This is a genomic window from Shewanella sp. BJSY2023SW005 (assembly GCF_047314585.1).
Taxonomy (GTDB): Bacteria; Pseudomonadota; Gammaproteobacteria; order Enterobacterales; family Shewanellaceae; genus Shewanella; species Shewanella algae.
This window is the reverse complement of sequence record NZ_JBKORJ010000017.1, coordinates 89,442-107,151: the sequence shown is the minus strand read 5'-3', so window position 1 is coordinate 107,151 and position 17,710 is coordinate 89,442. Positions and strand designations below refer to the sequence as shown.

Sequence of the window (17,710 nt, the reverse complement as noted above, 5' to 3'; positions counted from 1 at the left end):
TCGGCCTCCTGTGATTGTTTGCCTATTGGATCAACAAACAGTGTGGCTCTGGTTTAACTAATCCACGAGAAAACACGGAGGCCGACACCTGCACAGGGAATCATTATGTCTAGCACTATTCTATTTAACCAAATTAGCGAGCCATTCTAGTGGAATATACGTTCGGCGAAATTCATAAGAAAATAGAGCAAGAAGAATCATTTAAAAGTATGACAGATGCTGAAATTGACAGCTTTATTTCGGGAGTAGCAAGCGAATTCTTAAATGACAGCTTAGATGCTTTGGAAGATGGTTTAAAAAGTCGAAGAGAGTCACAAGGTAAGATATGGAAATATTGGGGAGCCACTTTTAACCTCTTTGATTTTTATATTTTCAGTTACCTAGATATTGCATCAATGTATCGCGAGTCTGTATTAAAAACGGATGATTGCCTCGATCTTAGGTTTGTTGCTTTGACTCAGATTCATGCTAAATCGGTGTTAGTTCTTAGAGAGATTCAAGCGTTAATTGAGGCTGGTTACCCTGATGGCGCAATGACTCGGTGGCGAACACTCCATGAATTAGCTGTATGCTCTTGTGTTATTTTTGAATCTAAAAAGTCCGCCAAATATTATCTTTTGTCTGAACATATTAAGAATGCTAAAGGTGCAAAGTGTTATAGCGATCATGCTGTTAAATTAAATCATAAGCCATATACGCAATCTGAATTAGATTCAATTACTTCTTTAAAAGCGGCTGCGTTTGAAGAACTAGGCGATGATTATAATAATTCAGATTATTTTTGGGCAATGCCATTTTTAGAAGAGAACGGCTATAAAGGAAATCGTCCTAACTTATATGACTTAGAAGTAAAAGTTGGTTTAGATCACTATCGACCTTACTTTACCTTAGCATGCGAGAAGATCCATGCTCCATCTAAGTCTAATTATGCAAATTTCGCAATTTCAGAGCTTAATAGTGCTGTACTTGTTGTAGGTCCAAGTCATTATGGTTATGAGACTCCGATTGATCTTGCAATGCTATCGTCATTAATTACATTTTCTAAATTTTTATTGTTGTTCCCTAATTTAGACTGCACCATATTTTTGAAAATGATTTCTCTTGCACAAGAAAAAGTACTAGAGTCTGCATTCGCAAAAAAGTGCTAACAAACGACTATGGCGTCAATCCTTTATTTTGGGCGATGTTTTGGTCCCACATGATGCCATCTCGAAGAGAACGACAACAAAGACACCCATTATTAGCTATTATTAGCTGAGTGAAGGCTCTAGTTGCCTGGATTACAGAAACATTGATGTTTTCACTGGGAGAAAATCATCTTTCAAGCCTTTTGAGGGCCATTCAGTTATTGAAATGAGCGAAAAAGTCGAATTACAGACACGATGGAGGTCGAATAAAGTTCGATTGGAGAGATACCTGAAAGCCTCTGGAATTCAGCTAAACAATTTCTGACAATTAGCGAGTTTATCTAACTAAAAGGTGTCTGGAAAACTAGTGGCGATTCATAACGCTACAGCAGAGTTGCTTGAAACTCACAGCAAGCAACTCTGCGATAGTAGCCTTGGTTTTAACCAAGCTGCGCCCAAGCCTTATTGACTTCTTCAGCGATGATTTCAATGCCGCGACGCATCAATTCAGGTTGTTGCACATAGTTCATCCGAATACACTCACCGGCGTGTGGCCACTCTTCGGCCAGTCCGAAGAAGAAATACTCCCCGGGCACCACCAATACGCCCCTGGCTTTCAGGCGTCGATAGAGTTCCATGGCACTGATGGGCAGGCCTTCAAACCAGAGCCAGAGGAAAATCGCACCCTCGGGTTTATGAATTCTGAATCTGGAGTCCGGCAGAGCCTGTTGCAGCATGGCCACGGTTTGCTGCGCCCGCTGCAGATAGAAAGGCCGCACCACTTCATTGCCGAGCCGCAGCATATCACCACGGGCTATCATCTCTGTCGCCATCGCCGGGCCCATGCTGCCCGGTGCCAGAGAAATAATACCGTTGATATTGGTCAGCGCCTGGGTGATGGCTTCGTTGGCTATCACTATGCCGCAGCGCAGCCCCGGCAGCCCCAACTTGGAGAGACTCATACACAACACAGTGTTGTCGTTCCAGAAAGGAGTCACATCTTCAAACAGAATATTGGGGAAAGGTGAGCCATAGGCGCAGTCGAGGATCAGCGGGATCCCGTGCGCTCTTGCCAGCTTATCCAGCTTATCAACCTCTTCATCTGTCAGCACATTGCCTGTGGGGTTGGTCGGCCGCGAAACACAAATGGCACCGATATCGGCATCGACTTTAAGCCTTTCAAAGTCGATGTGGTATTTGAACAAGCCGCCATCCAGCTTGGTGATTTCCGGCTTGAAGGTACGAAATAGTTCATCTTCCAGACCGGCATCACTGTAGCCGATATACTCCGGGGCCAGCGGCAGTAAGATCTTGCGTTTTTGCCCCTCGGCAGTGGTACCGGCAAACAGGTTAAACAGCGCGAAAAAGGAGCTCTGGCTGCCGTTGGTGAGGCTAATATTGTTTTTGGTCAGCGACCAACCGTAGGTATCGTTCAGCAGCTTGGCCAAGGCATTGAGAAAGGCATCTTTTCCCTGCGGGCCATCATAGTTGGTCATGGCCGCTAGCAACTCGCCCTTGGCCAACATATCGGCACTAAGCTCGGTAAAATAGTCCAGCATGGAGGGGATGGCCGCCGGGTTACCGCCACCCAGCATAATCGCCCCCGGAGTGCGTAGCCCTTCGTTGAGATCATCCATCAACTGGGTGATACCTGTATAACGGTTAAACTTGTCACCAAACTTGGAAAACTGCATTACTTCTATCCGCAGACTCATATCAAGAAACAGAACTTATTTAGTAGCAGGAACCGCAGCAGATTACACCTTAAAAGTTTTTTAGTTGCGTGATACAACTCAATATTTACCAAGCTTAAATGGCTGCAAGCGCCCAAGTATAAGTTGCATGGTCATTTGAGAGCAGATTTTTGTGCGCCAGCGAACATTTCGCCGACATCGACTTGTTGATCCATTATCAGGGGCACACACTTAAAAACAGGAGAAGCAGCCAGAGGAGCAGCGGGTGTCAGCCTCAAAACTGAGTGAACTAAAGCAGCAACAGCAGAGTCTGTTAGAGCAGGAATTGATGCGGGAACAAGCCGGTTCCCTAGGCGTTGCCGGCAAGAAGCTGGAACAGGCACTGCAGGATTACCGGCGCCACCATCACTTGTCACCGAGAAAGAAAGCCGAGTACGTTAGCCTAGTGGCCGCTGCCGTCTATAACCTGATGTTGACCCGGGAACTACTCGGCTTTGTCGACGGCAATCTTGAGTGGGTTTGCGGCCAGTATGATATTCCAGATGCCGTGCTACAGCAGTTGGCCTTGAGCTGAAACGCATCAAGGCCCGCTTGGGGCCTCGAGTGCCAACTCACCAAGGAGAGTTGGGTCGCAGCCACAGATGCACTGTCACTTCATCCCTGTCGTGATAGAGGTGTTTACAGGCCAGCTTAAACTCTGTGATGCCGTTTTCTTTGAGAATGGCCTGCATATTTTCCAATATGGTGCTCACCTCTTTGTAACGGCTCTTCATCGGCAGTTTCAGGTTAAAGATAGCCTCTTTAAACCAGCCATTAATGGCCCAGGCTTCCATCAGCTCGGCCACCCTGGCCGGTTTTTCCACCATGTCACACACCAGCCAATAGATGTTCTTGCGCTTGGGCTCGAAACGGAAACCATCGGCCTGGAAGTGAGTCACCTGGCCGGTTTCCATCAAACTCGCATCCATGGGGCCGTTGTCGACGGCCGATACAAACATACCGCGGCGCACCAACTGATAGGTCCAGCCGCCGGGACAGGCGCCGAGATCCACGGCGTTGAGGCCGCTGCGCAAACGTTCTTCCCGCTGCCGCTCGGGAATAAAGTGATTGAAGGCCTCATCCAGTTTCAAAGTCGAGCGGCTGGGCGCATCAGCGGGAAACTTGAGCCTGGGGATCCCCATAAAAAACGGTGACGAGTTATGGCTGTAGGAATAACCGGCAAACGCCTTGCCCGGTGCCACAAAGCACACATGGATTATCGGCCGCTTGGGGTTTTCCTTGGCCAGCAGAGTACCGCTCTGTTTCAGCGACTGACGCAGCGGCACGGTAAACTTGCGGCAGAAGGTCAGCAGCTCTTTGGCTTCGTTGGTATCCGGGGTTTCGACCCTTAGCTCACCGCCCTTGCTGATATCTTCAAGCGCGGCGGCAATTGGCCCTACCCTGTCTTCGGGAGGCAGGTCGCTGAGCAGATCGCCGCAGACAAACATCTGCCGGGCGAAGATCAATGAGTCCAGCGCCAGTTCCTGTGCCAGGGTGTCGGCTTCCCCTTCGGCAAAACATTGAAAGATCACATAGGCATCGTTGTTATTGGCCTTGACGAAACCACCGACATTGAGCAGTGCCGCCCGATTTTGGATCTCGGCCGCGCACTCTTTTTCATAGCCGGCACGACAAAACAGAAACAGGTTGTTCATTGGTATTTCCAAACAGTGAATCTTACCGGAAAGCCTCCGGCAACTGGCGAAGGCGCGAGTATACCATAGCATTGTGAATAGGAGTTGCCTGACTCGGTGAGAATGAAAAGCCGAGCATGCCAGGCTTGTAAGAAAGCTCGGGCTAAATTGACCTCGGCCTGCAGCGCGTATCGGCCCATGCACCCTGCCCTTCGGCAATTGGGAATAGAACACCCGCCACTTGGGCGGGTGTTTGCCAGGGCATGCCTGCGGACTATCTACTTAAATAGCTATATTTCTAACTATCTATCTCTCTGGAGGGCTCGCTTTTTAGAGGACAGCTTTAGTGGGCAATTACTTTAGTAAATGATTATTTTAGTAAATAATGGCTTTAGCCAACCAGACTTAAAGCCCGGTTTCATCCATGCGGTGGCGCCATACCGCTGCCGCCAACAATAACCAGCCCACCAGGAAGCAGCTGCCGCCGAGAGGGGTTACCATGCCCAGCCACTTGGTGCCGGTCAGAGCATACAGATACAGCGAGCCGGAGAACATAAAGATCCCGGCGATAAACAGCCCCGCCGCCCAGTCAATCAGACGCGACTTGAACCAGTGACCGGCAAAGGCCAGGGTTATCAAACCAAAGGTGTGATAGAACTGATATTCCACCCCCAGGTTGAATATGGCGATCAACTCGGCAGGTGCAATGGTCTTGAGTCCATGGGCGCCAAAAGCTCCCAGAGCAACGGCAAAGAAACCACTGATGGCCGCCAGTAACAATAACCCCTTACGCATAACTAACTCCCGATAAATATAAGTGATTCTTTCACGGCATCCTGCAGGTTAGCCTTAAGATCCGTTCCGGACGACTTGCGCGGCACAAAACTATGATCTCCGTCGGTAATAAAGCGTACTTTGGCCTGCTCGGGCAGCGCCCAGGAGGCCAACTGCTCGCGCTTGCCGAAGCTGTCGCGCTCGCCCTGCAAAATAAGCAGAGGCGAGGGACACTCCCACAAGGGCTCAAGTCTGGGCTCGGTTTTCTTCGGCGGCAAAAACGGATAACCAAGACAGATAACGCCGCAGGGGGTCATCGCCAGTTTATCATTGGCCGCCAGCATGGCCGCCATCCGCCCGCCCATGGATTTGCCCATAAAAAATAGTCGCTTGGGCGCAAACTCGGCAACCGCTGCTGCCAAGGTCTGCTCGAAGGACTGCAACAGCGCAGGTGCCCGGTCCGGCGGGCGTCGCTTGCCATCCTCGCCGCGCTTGACCATGTAAGGAAAGTTAAACCTCAGCACGCTCGGGCCGCTGGCGGACAACAGTGTGGCATAATCTGCCATAAAGTCGCTGTGCATATCGGCACCGGCGCCATGGGCGAACAACACCAGAGTGTCACTGTTTTTACCTTTATCCAGCAGCCAGTTAGTATTCAAATTCATCATCAGCCCTGTCCGAAGATACAATAATTTTCATGCTTGGGTTCGAATAAACCACAATATTAAATACCGTACTTCCCTGACAAATCAATTTATTAAAAAAGTAGCGTTAAAAAACGACCAAGCGGTAATTATATATCTCTTACCCATACCGTTTTTACATGTTTTTTCAACAAATCAATCACACTTTGATGAATAAACACCAAGCCAAAGTCCTCTTCCAGTTTAAATATTAACCTTTGTTCCACAGGAATATTTTCCAGCTTAGAAAAATCGAACTCTGTCGAGTCAGTATCTAACCAATTCAACTTACCAAATTGCTTTTCTTTATCCGTCAATCTGTACGTCTGCTGGATATAAGGCATTCGATAGTTGTCATATACCTCGAGTTGTTCATCCGAAGGTTGACTTGGCGAATTGTCAACACGAGCATCCAGCCATTCAACACCATGCTGCACCAATGGCTCCAGTTTGGATGCTATATCACCAATAATGAACAGCTTTGGAGAAAAGGTCATTTCCAATAACAGATCCGGTGCTGCAGCACCTACTGGTGCAGGTGTTTGTTGGAATGGGAAAGTATCCATATTTTGTTTAGTGAGTATCGAGTATTCATCTTTCACTTACTATTATCTCCTTGGTGCTTCATCATCGACATCAAACTTAAAAGCGGTCAGTCCACAAGCTAACCCCTGTAGAGCGATATTATAGAGCTCATCATATACTTCTGAAGAAAAGAAAAAGTTATTGGTACCTTTAACCCTGAAAATGTGTCTGCGGTTCATGGGATAAGACTCGAGCTTTTCTCGGTCAAGATACAATTTACTAACTATGATTGAATGAAAAGGCTTCTGCTCTTCCAATGGCACATCGTAGCCGTGCTTTTTGGGATCATAATGCCTGATAACGTTTTTTATAACTGACTTGTCTTCATCCAATACATCCAACTCGTTATTTATCGCGATAATATATCGCTGCTGAGTCGACAGACCATCCATGCACTGTAATCTATTGGGCAAAAAAGCGACGCCATATGGGTCAAAGCTCATAAAAACGTCTGCTATAGGTTTGGTAACGCTTAAATCCCCTGAGTTTGTGATATCGAAAACTGCTTCTGAATAACTGTCTTCGTCCTCCCAAATAACCGCACTCAATGCGCTCACTGGAATGTAGTCCATGTCTTCGTACAGGTGCTCTCTGTTATCAGAGCAACTAAACATGGCATCACTCTCTTCCGTGTTTTCGTTTATGTAAGCCAGTTCCATCAAAGTTCCCTATAAACTGCAAGCTTTCACTTATTTGTAGTGCCTTCCTGTATATGCAGAGAAGCGTGTTACCGACTTATCCCGGCAACAATTCACTACGCGACTCCTCAGCAAACATATCCAGCATCCATTCGCGGAACGCGATGATTTTACCTAACTCGGCATGCTTTTGCTGGCACACCAGATAATAGGCATCTTTGCTGACCAGAACCTCTTGGAACGGACAGACCAAACGCCCGGCCTTGATGTCGGGGCGGGCGAGCACGCTGTAGCCCAGAGCAACCCCCTGGCCATGGGCCGCGGCCTGCAGTACCAGAGATGAGTGGCTGAATATCGGCCCCTGGTTCACATTGACATCCGTTACGCCGCATTGGCGGAACCAGGCCTGCCAATCATGACGGCTCATATCGTGCAGCAGGGTATGATATTTAAGATCGGCAGGCTTTTCCAATGGCTTGGGGCCGTTGAGCAGCATTGGCGAGCATACGGGGATCAACACTTCGTTGCGCAGTTTGTCGGCCCTGAGCCCGGGCCAGTTACCCTGACCATAGTAAATTGCCACATCCACATCGTCGGACAAGGCGCTGAACTCGGCATCCACCGCCTTGATCCGCACATCGATATCGGGATTCTTCTCACTGAATTTTGCCAGACGCGGCACCAGCCACTGAATGGCAAAGCTGGGCGACATGCTGACGGTCAAGGAACCCACGGCGCTACGAGCCAGCAGCCGGTCAGTGGCATCCGACAGTTGGGTAAAAATATCCTTGATATCGAGGAAGTAGCTTTGCCCCTCTTCGGTCAGTAGCAGCGAGCGGTTCTTTCGGCGAAATAATTTTAATCCCAGAAAGTCTTCCAGCGCCTTGATCTGATGACTCACTGCGGCCTGGGTAACGAACAGTTCTTCGGCGGCGCGGGTAAAGCTCAAATGCCTTGCTGCTGCCTCGAACGCCTTGACCGCATTCAGCGGAGGGAGTCGTTTTGACATAGTGATCCACTTCTCATTTTTTAATTAGTTTTTCTAATCCAGATTGTTACATTTTATCGTTTGTTAAAGCCAGCGCTTTTGGTTAAATTTTGCGCCGAAAAGTTGAATATTCAGACAATCTCTGAGCAGTCGAAGGGAAGGTCTGACACTGGCACTCAGTGCCCGTTCTCACCCGGAGGCATCCCATGTTGAACTTTAAATCCGCTTTTGTGCTCCTGCTGTTTGGCATGAGCACCAGCGCCGTGGCTGCGGAAAGTCTTTCTGCACCGGCGCAAACTCGTCCTCTGCCACGAGTTGCTGTCGAAGCCCCTGCGGTGCAGATAGACTTCAAACTGCTTGAGCAGGAGCTGAGCCGTAACATTGCCGCCAACAGCGAAGAGCTCAGAACCCATGCGCTGGACGAGCCGACACTGCTGTTGGCCGAAGACGCTGCAGCCAGTCCATCAAAGGTTCAGCTTAACTGAGTCCCATTGGATTTCGCTGAGCGTCAGCAGCAAAAAAGCCGCTTCGAGAGAGGCGGCTTTTTGTTTATCAGGGGCGGTAAACCTTGACGTTACCGTGCCCTTGCTCCTGAAGGTAGAGCGCCTGCAGTTTACTCATAACGCCGCGATCGCAATAGAGCAGATAGGTCTTGCTGCTATCGAGCTCGGCAAAGGCGCTGGCCAACTTGAAGAAAGGAATATGAACTATCTCGACACCTTCCAGTTGCAGCGGCTTGCTCTCTTCCTCTTCCGGCGCCCTGATATCCAGCACCACTTCCCCCTGACCGACACTGGCGACGGTTTCGGTTTCCGTTACTTTGGTATCCATGTCGGTTGCTATCTCCCGAATATCCATGACCACGGCATCGGCGATGATCCGGTCCAGCAGATCTTCGGAAAACTTGGTTTCCTCGGCTTCAACCTTGGACAACACCGCCTTGACCGTGGGTTTTTGTGAAATCACGCCGCAGTATTCAGGCATGGACTTGGCAAAGTCTTCCGTACCTATCTTGCGGCTCTCGTTGATGATGTCCTGCTTGTCCATGGTGATCAAAGGTCTGAGGATCAGGGTATCGACACAGCGGTCAATCACATTGAGGTTGGTCAAGGTTTGGCTGGATACCTGTCCCAGGCTCTCACCTGTGACCAGTGCCTGAACCCCCATACGTTCCGCCACCCTGGCGGCGGCGCGCATCATCATCCGCTTGAGTATGACGCCCATCAAGCCATTGTCTATACGCTCGAGGATTTCGGCCACTACGGGCTCAAAGGGAACGGTCACAAACTTGACTTTATGCGACTCGCCATAGGTCTTCCACAAATGGTGCGCCACCTGCTTGACCCCTATTTCGTGCTGGGCACCGCCCAGGTTGAAGAAGCAGTAGTGGGTACGGGAACCCTTTTTGATAAATTGGAAACTGGACACCCCTGAATCAAAACCGCCGGAGATCAAGGACAGCACATCTTCCTGGGTCGCGATCGGAAATCCACCAAGTCCGGGGATCTTCTTCTCCACCAGGTAGAGTTTGTCGTTGTTGATCTCCAGATGAATGGTCATATCCGGGTCTTTGAGGCGCACACCGGCCGCTTCGGTAAACTGGTTCAGGCCACCACCTACGTAACGCTCCACATCCTGCGAACTGAAGTCGTGCTTGCCGCTGCGCTTGGCGCGGACACAGAAGGTCTTACCCGCCAGCTCGTCGGCATACACCTTGAGCGCATGCTGGTAGATATCATCAACGGTTTCAAAGCTGTATTCATTGACCTGGCTGATGGTAGAAATCCCGGGAATACAAGCCAGACGCTCGGCAAAAACTTGTTTTAGCTGGGGTTTGTCTTTGGGAACCTGCACCATAATCCGATCCCACTGGCGGGTAACGGCAGCGTCTTCATCCACTTTTTTGAGTACATTGCGGATATTGGACTCGAGCATCTTGGTAAAACGCATTCTTACCGGTTTGCTCTTCATCATGATTTCTGGATACAGCTTTACGATAAACTTCATGGGGATCCCGAGGAAAAAAATTTCAAACAGCAATCGTGGGATTATAACAAAGACCCGCTAACTGGCACAGAGATTTGCCACTCCAAAGCCGTGCCCGGATTGCAGAAGCATAAAAAAAGCAGCCGTTTTCAGGCTGCTCTGATTCTGATGATACTGCGCCATCAAAGATTGGGATCGACTTCAATCTCATCAGACTCTTTGGCCTTGCCCTGCTCAATGGAGATTTCCACCCTGCGGTTACGGGCGCGATTCTCCGGCGAGTCGTTGGGCACCAAAGGCGCAGTGGAAGCCATGCCCACCACTTTCATTCTGCTGGCATCAAAGCCGGGCACCTTGACCAATTCGTGGGCCACTGCCACCGCCCGCTGGCTGGACAGGTCCCAGTTGGAGCTGTACAGCTCATTGCTTATCTGCATGTCATCCGTGTGGCCGGAGACTGTGATGATCCCGGGTACATCTTTGAGTAGCTCGCCAACCGCCTGCACCACAGGTTTGAACCTGGGTTGCAGGAACCCCGAACCTGAGGCAAAGGCGCCCTTCTCCCGAATACGGATGATAATCTGCTGCCCCAGAGACTCGATTTCAATAGCGCCGTCCACTATCTCTTTGTTGAGCGCCTCGGCCATCTTCTTGACCTGCTCGTTAATCTGATCCTGAGCCGCCTGCTGTTCCTGGGTCTTCTTGTCTTCGGCCTGCTCCTGCGCCGTGGCCGAAGCCTCGCCGCCACGCTGCTCGCCCCTTTGCTGCTGCACGCCACCGGCACTGTCGTCATCCCCTTCCTGATACTCGAGGATCTGCTGGGTCATCTCGTTGGTTTGCTGGTTGATTATTTCAATCGGGGTGGGATCCGGGCGTCCGGGGCGGAACTCCAGCGCAATCACTGAGGTGCCTTTGGGAATGTCTTTCACTTCAACCTTGTTCTGCACCCCGAAGGCGTATTTCATCGAGCCGGCTATCTGTTTGAACTTCATGACATCCATTTCGGAGAAGGCCAGCAGCAGCACGAAGAAACACATCAGCAGCGACATCAGGTCGGCAAAGGTTGCCAGCCACATGGGTGCGCCGGGTGGCGGACAATCACACTTGGGCTTGGCCATAGTGTTACTCTCCGTCCGTTGTATCTATTTTGCGCTGCTTCTCAGACAGGTAATTTTTGAGGAAGCCCTCAATCACCCTGGGGTTCTGGCCATCCTGAATGGCCAGTACAGCGTCCATAATCAGGTTGCGGTTGAGCATCTCTTCGTTCATCCGCAGCGCCAGCTTATCGGCAATCGGAATCGCCACCATGTTGGCAATAACCGCACCGTACAAGGTGGTCAGCAAGGCCACCGCCATTGCCGGGCCGATGGATTTAGGGTCATCCATGTTGGACAACATGGCCACCAGACCAATCAGGGTACCTATCATGCCCATAGCCGGCGCCACATCACCCAGCGCCTTGAAGATACTGATCCCCGCCTTGTGGCGCTCTTCGGTCAGCTGAATATCCTTCTCCAGTGCTTCACGCACCACATCGCCGTCGTGGCCGTCCACCAGCATGTCGACCGCTTTTTGCATAAAACTGTTGGAAATTTGCGCCTCTTCCAGCGCCAGGAAGCCCCCTTTGCGGGCGGCGTCGGCCATGGTGACCGACTGTTCAATCAACTCTTCGGGTTTGTCCAGTTTGAACATAAACGCCTTGGCGGCAATCTTGACCGCCCCCAAAAACTGCTTGAGGTTGAATTTCATCATCACCACAAACAGCGAACCTACCATCACAATCAATACCGAAGGCACATCAATAAAGATTGCAATGCCGCCACTGCTGACCATTGCCATGATAATAAAAGCAAAAGCACCTACCAGTCCTATCAGGGTTGCTAAATCCACAGTGGCTCCTCACCTCTAAAGCAGACCCGACACAGTGTGGCCGGGATCTCTATCCCATACAAGCCGATCCGCCTCAAAGGGTGATATAGGATCTTGGCTATTCGCAGGAGATGAATATGATAATTTTCAACAGTTTCTATTTTGAGTTATCGGACAGGGCTTAGGCAAGTTTAGGAAGATTTTAATTTTCTCCAAAAAAAATCAGCGACAAAGCGTGCTGTTGAGCAAATAACGGGCGCTTCAATTTGACCCTTATCGCGCCCTGATATACCTTGTGTCACGCTGAACATAACGCCAAGACACCTGCTGCCAATCCCCTCCCCTTATACCTTTGCACCGTGACAATCAGGTCGCAGGAATGGGCCGGCAACCAAGGTGCACCAAGGAAACCGATGTGGCCAAAAAACCCGAAAATCTGAGCTTTGAAGAATCTCTCAACGAACTGGAACGCATAGTCGCCGAGCTGGAACGCGGTGAAGTATCGCTGGACGATGCTCTCAAACAGTTCGAGCGTGGCATAGGTCTGGTGCGCAGCAGCCAGGCCAAACTGGAACAGGCGCAACAGAAAGTTGCCATACTGCTGGCCCAGGATCCCCAGGCGCCATTGAGCCCATTTGATGTCGAGGGTGAGTGAGTGTTAACCCAAGCTATTAACCAATACCAGCAGAGAGTCAATCAAAGGATTGGCACCATTCTGGACACCCTGGATGATACCGAGCCCAAACTCAAGGCTGCCATGCGACATGGTGCCCTGCTGGGCGGTAAACGTATTCGGCCGTTTCTGGTTTACTCTGTGGGCGAGATGCTCGGCGTTCCCCTTGAGCGCCTCGATGATTGCGCCGCCGCCATAGAATGTATTCACGCTTACTCGCTGATCCATGACGATCTGCCGGCCATGGACGACGATGCTCTGCGCCGCGGTCAGCCAACCGTGCATATCGCCTTTGACGAAGCCACCGCCATTCTTGCCGGTGATGCCTTGCAGACCTTGGCCTTTGAACTTATCAGCAGCGATATTGAGGGTCTCAGCGACCGCCAACACCTGCGCCTGGTGCAGGCGCTGGCCAAAGCCTCCGGCTACCGCGGCATGTGCGGTGGCCAGGCCCAGGATCTCAATGCTACAGACAAAGAGATCTCCCTTGCGCAGCTCACCGCCCTGCACAGATTGAAGACAGGTGCCCTTATCCGCTGCGCCGTCGAGTTTGCGGTAATTGCCGCCGATGTCGATGATAATGAAAGGCAAGCCCTGCTGGAATACGCCGATGCCATAGGTCTGGCATTCCAGGTACAGGATGACATTCTCGATATCACCGGCAGTACAGAAGAGCTGGGTAAGCCCCAGGGGTCGGATCTCGACGCCAACAAGAGTACTTATCCTAAACTGTTGGGACTGGAGGGCGCCAAGGCCACAGCCCAAAAACTGCTGGAAGATGCACTATCAGCGCTGGCCAAATTGCCATACAATAGCCAGTTAATTGCCGAATTCGCCCGCTATATCGTTGAGCGAAGAGTATAAAAAGAGACAAAGTATCTCGTTATGAGTCTGGATATCACTCAGTTTCCTGTGCTGGCACAGGCCAATACCCCGGAAGAGCTGCGTCAGCTTCCACAAAGCCTGCTTCCTCAGCTGGCCGACGAGCTCAGGGAGTTTTTATTAAAATCTGTGGGCATGTCGAGCGGTCACTTTGCTTCAGGGTTAGGCACTGTAGAGCTGACCGTGGCGCTGCATTATGTCTACAACACTCCGTTTGACCGCCTGGTCTGGGATGTGGGTCATCAGGCCTACCCGCATAAGATTCTTACCGGTCGTCGCGATCGCATGCCTACCATACGCCAAAAAGGCGGCCTGCACCCTTTCCCCTGGCGGGAAGAGAGTGAGTACGACACCTTCAGTGTTGGTCACTCAGGCACCTCGATTTCGGCCGCACTGGCAATGGCTGTGGCTGCCGATAAAGAGCAAGCCGGTCGTAAAGTGGTGGCCGTCATAGGCGATGGCGCCATGACAGGCGGCATGGTGTTTGAAGCCATGAACCACGCCGGCGATCTGCACAAAGACATGCTGATGGTGCTCAACGACAACGAGATGTCCATCTCGGAAAACGTCGGCGCCCTCAACAACCACCTGGCACAGCTGATGTCCGGCCGCTTCTACACCACAATACGTGAAGGCGGCAAGAAGGTACTCAAGGGCATGCCCGTCATCAAAGAGATGGCGCGCCGCACCGAGGAACACCTGAAAGGCATGGTGGTTCCGGGAACCCTGTTTGAAGAGCTGGGATTCAACTACATAGGCCCTATCGATGGCCACGATGTGGATGCTCTGGTGGAGACCCTGCGCAACATGCGCAGCCTCAAGGGGCCGCAGGTACTGCATATCATGACCAAGAAAGGCAAAGGTTATGAGCCGGCAGAGAAAGATCCCATCGGCTGGCATGCGGTGCCCAAGTTTGACCCTTCACTGTTTTGCAAGCCGGCCACCAAGCCGGGAAAACCCAGTTTTTCCCAGGTGTTCGGCAAATGGCTGTGCGACATCGCCGCCAAGGATGACAAGGTACTGGGGATCACCCCGGCCATGCGTGAAGGCTCAGGCATGGTGGAGTTCTCCCAGAAATTCCCCGAGCAATACTTCGATGCCGCCATCGCCGAGCAACATGCTGTGACTCTGGGCGCGGGCTTTGCCTGTGAAGGCTATAAGCCGGTAGTGGCCATTTACTCCACCTTCCTGCAGCGCGGCTATGATCAGTTGATCCACGATGTGGCACTGCAGCGCCTGCCGGTGCTGTTTGCCATTGACCGTGGCGGCATTGTGGGCGCCGATGGCCCTACCCATCAGGGTGCCTTCGATCTCAGCTACCTGCGCTGCGTACCCAACATGGTGATAATGGCGCCATCCGATGAAAACGAGTGTCGGCAGATGCTTTACACCGGCTACTGCTACGACCAGGGCCCAAGCGCAGTGCGCTACCCTCGCGGCAGTGCAACCGGCGCCGAGCAGGTTGAAGAGATGACGGCCATGGCGATAGGTAAAGGCCTTGTCAGACGTCAGGGCAAACAGATTGCCATTCTCAACTTCGGCACTACCCTGGCTGCCAGCCTGAAAGCCGCCGAAAGCCTGGATGCCACAGTCGCCGATATGCGCTTTGTCAAACCCTTGGATGAAGATTTGATCAGGGAACTGGCCGCCAATCACGACTTGCTGGTAACAGTGGAAGAAAACGCCATCATGGGCGGCGCCGGCAGTGGCGTGCTCGAGTATCTGGCCAGCCAGGGGATCTGCAAGCCTGTGTTGCAAATTGGCCTGCCGGATGAATTTATCAAGCACGGCTCACCGGAAGAGATACTGACTGAGCTCAAGCTGGATGCCAGTGGTATTCTCGAGCAGATCCAAAACCGGCTCGCATAAGATAAGCATCCGCTATCATTAAAAAAAACCGCCTCAGGGCGGTTTTTTGCTTCTCCGACCACAGGAAAGCCAGCTAGAGTTAAACTGAACTAGCCAAGCAGTGGCGACAATACTATATCTTGGCATTCTCTTATGGTTCTGGGCTTTAGCAAAGGAGGCGCTGTGCCGGAAAGCAGGGCTTTGGTGTTGGGGGGCGGTGGTGCCAGAGCGGCCTATCAGGTTGGGGTGCTCAAGGCATTGGTGCAGTTTTATCCCCGCAATCACGCCATTCCATTCAAGATTGTTTGCGGCACTTCGGCCGGAGCCATCAATGGTACCGCCATCGCCACCCATGCATCCTGTTTTCACCTTGGGCTGAGAAAGCTGGAATGGATCTGGCGTAATATCCACACTGAGAAAGTCTACCGCGCCTCCAATACCGGCGTGCTGGCACATCTGGCCAAGATGGCCCTTCGTGGCATGCAGGGAGATCTGGTCAATACCGACGCCGGCAGTTTGCTGGACAATGAACCCTTGCGGCAACTGCTCAATGAGCTGATTAACTTCGAGCGAATCGATCGCAACATCCGCGGCGGCTCCCTGATGGCACTGAGCATTGACACCTCCTGCTACAACAGCTCGCGCTCCGTGACCTTCTTTCAGGCCCACAAGGAGCTGGAGAACTGGCAAAGGGCAAGACGCAGCGGCGAGCGCACCCGGCTGCACACAGAGCACCTGATGGCCAGCTCCGCCATTCCTTTGGTGTTCCCCTCAATTAAGCTGTCCCAGTCTTACTATGGCGATGGCTCGGTGCATCAATTGGCGCCGCTGTCCAGCCCGATACATCTGGGCGCCAAGCGGATCATGGTGATCAACCTGGACAGCCCACACAAGAACACGCCCCTTGAACTGGATTATCATCCGAAGACGGCCACCATTGCCGGTCATCTGCTGGATACCATCTTTTCCGATACCCTGAATTCAGATCTGGAGCGGCTCAGGCGCATCAACAGCACTCTGGCGCTGGTGCCGGAACAGAGTCGCCAACAGTTGGATTTGAGGCCGATTGATACCTTGGTGATTAAACCCAGTGAAGATCTCAGTGAGCTGGCCAAGCGTTACTATCAGGAGATGCCCTTCGCCATTCGTCGACTGCTGGCTTTGATTGGCATAGACAGCCAGTCGGACACCAGTATTGTGTCTTATCTGCTGTTTGAGAACGCCTACACAGGCGCCCTGATAGATTTGGGATATCAGGATGCCATGTGCCAGATTGATGAATTGAAAGCCTTTTTCGATATCAGTTGAGCATGAGTCAGGCGAAAAAGATGAGTAGGGCCACCACCAGCAACACTGATACCAGAGTCACGGCAAAGGTTGGTGTGGAGCCTTGCTCCCGCTCATTGGCGGTCACTGCTATGTTCTCAGCCCCCTGCTGTAAACCATGGGAATCGCTCTCCGGATTGTCGACTGTGGTTTGCACTATGTGGTGGCGCTGAAACTGAATAAAGGGCTGGTTTGGGTCACCGACATAGAGACGCACTTCCCCCGTTTCACTTCGGCTCACCAGCGGCGGCAGTATGGTCAGCGCATCCAACTGATAATCCAGGGTCAAATCTCTCAGTTGGACAAGCTTATAGCCCAGCGCCTTGGCCTGATCCTGCAAGGCGGCCGACATCTCGTAGCTGGCCAGCTCGGCGTCGAGAACTACCAGCTTACCGGGTTTGCCATCGGGCTGTTGCCACAGACAGTCGGCCAGCCAGATCCCCTTGAGTGAGGCGTAACGGGCAAACAGTGCTTCCACCAGCTCCCAGGCGTCGGCCTCTCCGGTGAGCCAAGGGCTGATTTCCACATTGTTGACCCGCAGCACGCAGTCTTCACCATTGAGGCGCCCCGCCATATAGCTCAGGTAGGCTTGCTGATCTTCCACCGGCAGCACGAGTTTGCCTGCCAGCTCCAGCAACAGCACCTCATTGAAATGAGCGGTCAGAATAAGCCGTTGCCAATGCATGGGTTTGAGATAGTAATCCGCCGGTTGTTTAAGATTCTCTGCAAGCACCCGGCTCGCCTCCTGCTCATCCATCATGGGAAGGTAGGCATAACAATGACTGGCCTCTTCATTGCCATCGATATTCACCGGCAGGATCAGCGGCACATCGCCATCACGGCAAAACAGCAGCTGCTGGGTAGAAGTCAAAATCTCAAACAGTTCCTCGAACGAGATATCGAGGCCATCATTACTGTCATGGGTCACGGTTGCCAACTCCTTGTAGGTCACTCGGGTTTGCGC

General features: G+C 51.7%; 18 protein-coding genes. 7 read left to right on the top strand and 11 right to left on the bottom strand.

Going from position 1 to position 17,710, the window contains the following annotated elements:
• Positions 1 to 149 precede the first annotated feature (149 nt).
• Complete coding sequence (locus tag ACMHXI_RS03600) at positions 150 to 1,148, top strand: DUF5677 domain-containing protein (RefSeq protein WP_045283879.1); 999 nt, start codon at positions 150 to 152, stop codon at positions 1,146 to 1,148.
• 419 nt (positions 1,149 to 1,567) lie between these two features.
• Here ACMHXI_RS03600 and ACMHXI_RS03595 read toward each other — a convergent pair whose 3' ends face one another.
• The gene (locus ACMHXI_RS03595; protein WP_071238307.1) at positions 1,568 to 2,821 is read right to left on the bottom strand and encodes a valine--pyruvate transaminase; all 1,254 of its coding nucleotides are present in this window, start codon (positions 2,819 to 2,821) and stop codon (positions 1,568 to 1,570) included.
• A 265-nt stretch (positions 2,822 to 3,086) separates the two neighbouring features.
• Here ACMHXI_RS03595 and ACMHXI_RS03590 point away from each other — a divergent pair, with 265 nt between their 5' ends.
• Complete coding sequence (locus ACMHXI_RS03590) at positions 3,087 to 3,395, top strand: hypothetical protein (protein WP_101059820.1); 309 nt, start codon at positions 3,087 to 3,089, stop codon at positions 3,393 to 3,395.
• Between the two features lie 37 nt (positions 3,396 to 3,432).
• On the opposite strand, the gene rlmM is transcribed toward ACMHXI_RS03590, so the two are convergent.
• The 6 genes from rlmM to ACMHXI_RS03560 all read right to left on the bottom strand — a co-directional run bounded on the left by rlmM (position 3,433) and on the right by ACMHXI_RS03560 (position 8,183).
• Positions 3,433 to 4,515 (bottom strand): 23S rRNA (cytidine(2498)-2'-O)-methyltransferase RlmM, encoded by a 1,083-nt coding sequence (rlmM, locus tag ACMHXI_RS03585; protein ID WP_101059821.1) that lies wholly within the window; start codon positions 4,513 to 4,515, stop codon positions 3,433 to 3,435.
• Positions 4,516 to 4,899: 384 nt separating this feature from the next.
• The gene (locus ACMHXI_RS03580; RefSeq protein WP_025887273.1) at positions 4,900 to 5,289 is read right to left on the bottom strand and encodes a DUF423 domain-containing protein; all 390 of its coding nucleotides are present in this window, start codon (positions 5,287 to 5,289) and stop codon (positions 4,900 to 4,902) included.
• 2 nt (positions 5,290 to 5,291) lie between these two features.
• The gene (locus tag ACMHXI_RS03575) at positions 5,292 to 5,936 is read right to left on the bottom strand and encodes an alpha/beta fold hydrolase (RefSeq protein ID WP_101059822.1); all 645 of its coding nucleotides are present in this window, start codon (positions 5,934 to 5,936) and stop codon (positions 5,292 to 5,294) included.
• A gap of 125 nt (positions 5,937 to 6,061) precedes the next feature.
• Positions 6,062 to 6,553: a hypothetical protein gene (locus ACMHXI_RS03570; RefSeq protein WP_045283881.1), complete on the bottom strand. Its 492-nt coding sequence runs from the start codon at positions 6,551 to 6,553 to the stop codon at positions 6,062 to 6,064.
• A 6-nt stretch (positions 6,554 to 6,559) separates the two neighbouring features.
• Positions 6,560 to 7,195, bottom strand: a complete 636-nt coding sequence (locus tag ACMHXI_RS03565; protein WP_028781016.1) for an imm11 family protein — start codon at positions 7,193 to 7,195, stop codon at positions 6,560 to 6,562.
• A 76-nt stretch (positions 7,196 to 7,271) separates the two neighbouring features.
• Positions 7,272 to 8,183, bottom strand: coding sequence for a transcriptional regulator GcvA (locus ACMHXI_RS03560; protein ID WP_025887269.1), 912 nt, complete (start codon positions 8,181 to 8,183; stop codon positions 7,272 to 7,274).
• A gap of 185 nt (positions 8,184 to 8,368) precedes the next feature.
• Between ACMHXI_RS03560 and ACMHXI_RS03555 the strand changes: the two genes are divergently transcribed.
• The gene (locus tag ACMHXI_RS03555; protein WP_025887268.1) at positions 8,369 to 8,647 is read left to right on the top strand and encodes a hypothetical protein; all 279 of its coding nucleotides are present in this window, start codon (positions 8,369 to 8,371) and stop codon (positions 8,645 to 8,647) included.
• Positions 8,648 to 8,714: 67 nt separating this feature from the next.
• On the opposite strand, the gene thiI is transcribed toward ACMHXI_RS03555, so the two are convergent.
• From thiI to pomA, 3 genes are all read right to left on the bottom strand, one after another.
• Positions 8,715 to 10,169 (bottom strand): tRNA uracil 4-sulfurtransferase ThiI, encoded by a 1,455-nt coding sequence (gene thiI, locus ACMHXI_RS03550; RefSeq protein ID WP_025887267.1) that lies wholly within the window; start codon positions 10,167 to 10,169, stop codon positions 8,715 to 8,717.
• A gap of 161 nt (positions 10,170 to 10,330) precedes the next feature.
• Complete coding sequence (locus ACMHXI_RS03545) at positions 10,331 to 11,266, bottom strand: flagellar motor protein MotB (RefSeq protein WP_025887266.1); 936 nt, start codon at positions 11,264 to 11,266, stop codon at positions 10,331 to 10,333.
• Between the two features lie 4 nt (positions 11,267 to 11,270).
• The gene (gene pomA, locus ACMHXI_RS03540) at positions 11,271 to 12,038 is read right to left on the bottom strand and encodes a flagellar motor protein PomA (protein ID WP_025012015.1); all 768 of its coding nucleotides are present in this window, start codon (positions 12,036 to 12,038) and stop codon (positions 11,271 to 11,273) included.
• Positions 12,039 to 12,432: 394 nt separating this feature from the next.
• Between pomA and xseB the strand changes: the two genes are divergently transcribed.
• From xseB to ACMHXI_RS03520, 4 genes are all read left to right on the top strand, one after another.
• Positions 12,433 to 12,672 carry an exodeoxyribonuclease VII small subunit gene (gene xseB / locus ACMHXI_RS03535; RefSeq protein ID WP_025012016.1) on the top strand — a complete coding sequence of 80 codons (240 nt, stop codon included), beginning with the start codon at positions 12,433 to 12,435 and terminating at the stop codon, positions 12,670 to 12,672.
• The gene (ispA, locus tag ACMHXI_RS03530) at positions 12,673 to 13,554 is read left to right on the top strand and encodes a (2E,6E)-farnesyl diphosphate synthase (protein WP_025887264.1); all 882 of its coding nucleotides are present in this window, start codon (positions 12,673 to 12,675) and stop codon (positions 13,552 to 13,554) included.
• 21 nt (positions 13,555 to 13,575) lie between these two features.
• The gene (dxs, locus tag ACMHXI_RS03525) at positions 13,576 to 15,441 is read left to right on the top strand and encodes a 1-deoxy-D-xylulose-5-phosphate synthase (RefSeq protein ID WP_413734022.1); all 1,866 of its coding nucleotides are present in this window, start codon (positions 13,576 to 13,578) and stop codon (positions 15,439 to 15,441) included.
• Between the two features lie 162 nt (positions 15,442 to 15,603).
• Entirely contained in the window at positions 15,604 to 16,728 is a 1,125-nt protein-coding gene (locus ACMHXI_RS03520; RefSeq protein WP_025012018.1) for a patatin-like phospholipase family protein, read from the top strand.
• Positions 16,729 to 16,735: 7 nt separating this feature from the next.
• On the opposite strand, the gene ACMHXI_RS03515 is transcribed toward ACMHXI_RS03520, so the two are convergent.
• Positions 16,736 to 17,674 (bottom strand): hypothetical protein, encoded by a 939-nt coding sequence (locus ACMHXI_RS03515; protein WP_413734019.1) that lies wholly within the window; start codon positions 17,672 to 17,674, stop codon positions 16,736 to 16,738.
• Positions 17,675 to 17,710 lie beyond the last annotated feature (36 nt).

Excerpts from the sequence above, each read along its gene's own strand:
- ACMHXI_RS03595 (WP_071238307.1), bottom strand. The coding sequence starts at position 2,821 with ATGCAGTTTTCCAAGTTTGGTGACAAGTTTAACCGTTATACAGGTATC.
- rlmM (WP_101059821.1), bottom strand. The coding sequence starts at position 4,515 with ATGAACAACCTGTTTCTGTTTTGTCGTGCCGGCTATGAAAAAGAGTGC.
- ACMHXI_RS03580 (WP_025887273.1), bottom strand. The coding sequence starts at position 5,289 with ATGCGTAAGGGGTTATTGTTACTGGCGGCCATCAGTGGTTTCTTTGCC.
- ACMHXI_RS03575 (WP_101059822.1), bottom strand. The coding sequence starts at position 5,936 with ATGATGAATTTGAATACTAACTGGCTGCTGGATAAAGGTAAAAACAGT.
- ACMHXI_RS03565 (WP_028781016.1), bottom strand. The coding sequence starts at position 7,195 with ATGGAACTGGCTTACATAAACGAAAACACGGAAGAGAGTGATGCCATG.
- ACMHXI_RS03560 (WP_025887269.1), bottom strand. The coding sequence starts at position 8,183 with ATGTCAAAACGACTCCCTCCGCTGAATGCGGTCAAGGCGTTCGAGGCA.
- ACMHXI_RS03555 (WP_025887268.1), top strand. The coding sequence starts at position 8,369 with ATGTTGAACTTTAAATCCGCTTTTGTGCTCCTGCTGTTTGGCATGAGC.
- thiI (WP_025887267.1), bottom strand. The coding sequence starts at position 10,169 with ATGAAGTTTATCGTAAAGCTGTATCCAGAAATCATGATGAAGAGCAAA.
- ACMHXI_RS03545 (WP_025887266.1), bottom strand. The coding sequence starts at position 11,266 with ATGGCCAAGCCCAAGTGTGATTGTCCGCCACCCGGCGCACCCATGTGG.
- dxs (WP_413734022.1), top strand. The coding sequence starts at position 13,576 with ATGAGTCTGGATATCACTCAGTTTCCTGTGCTGGCACAGGCCAATACC.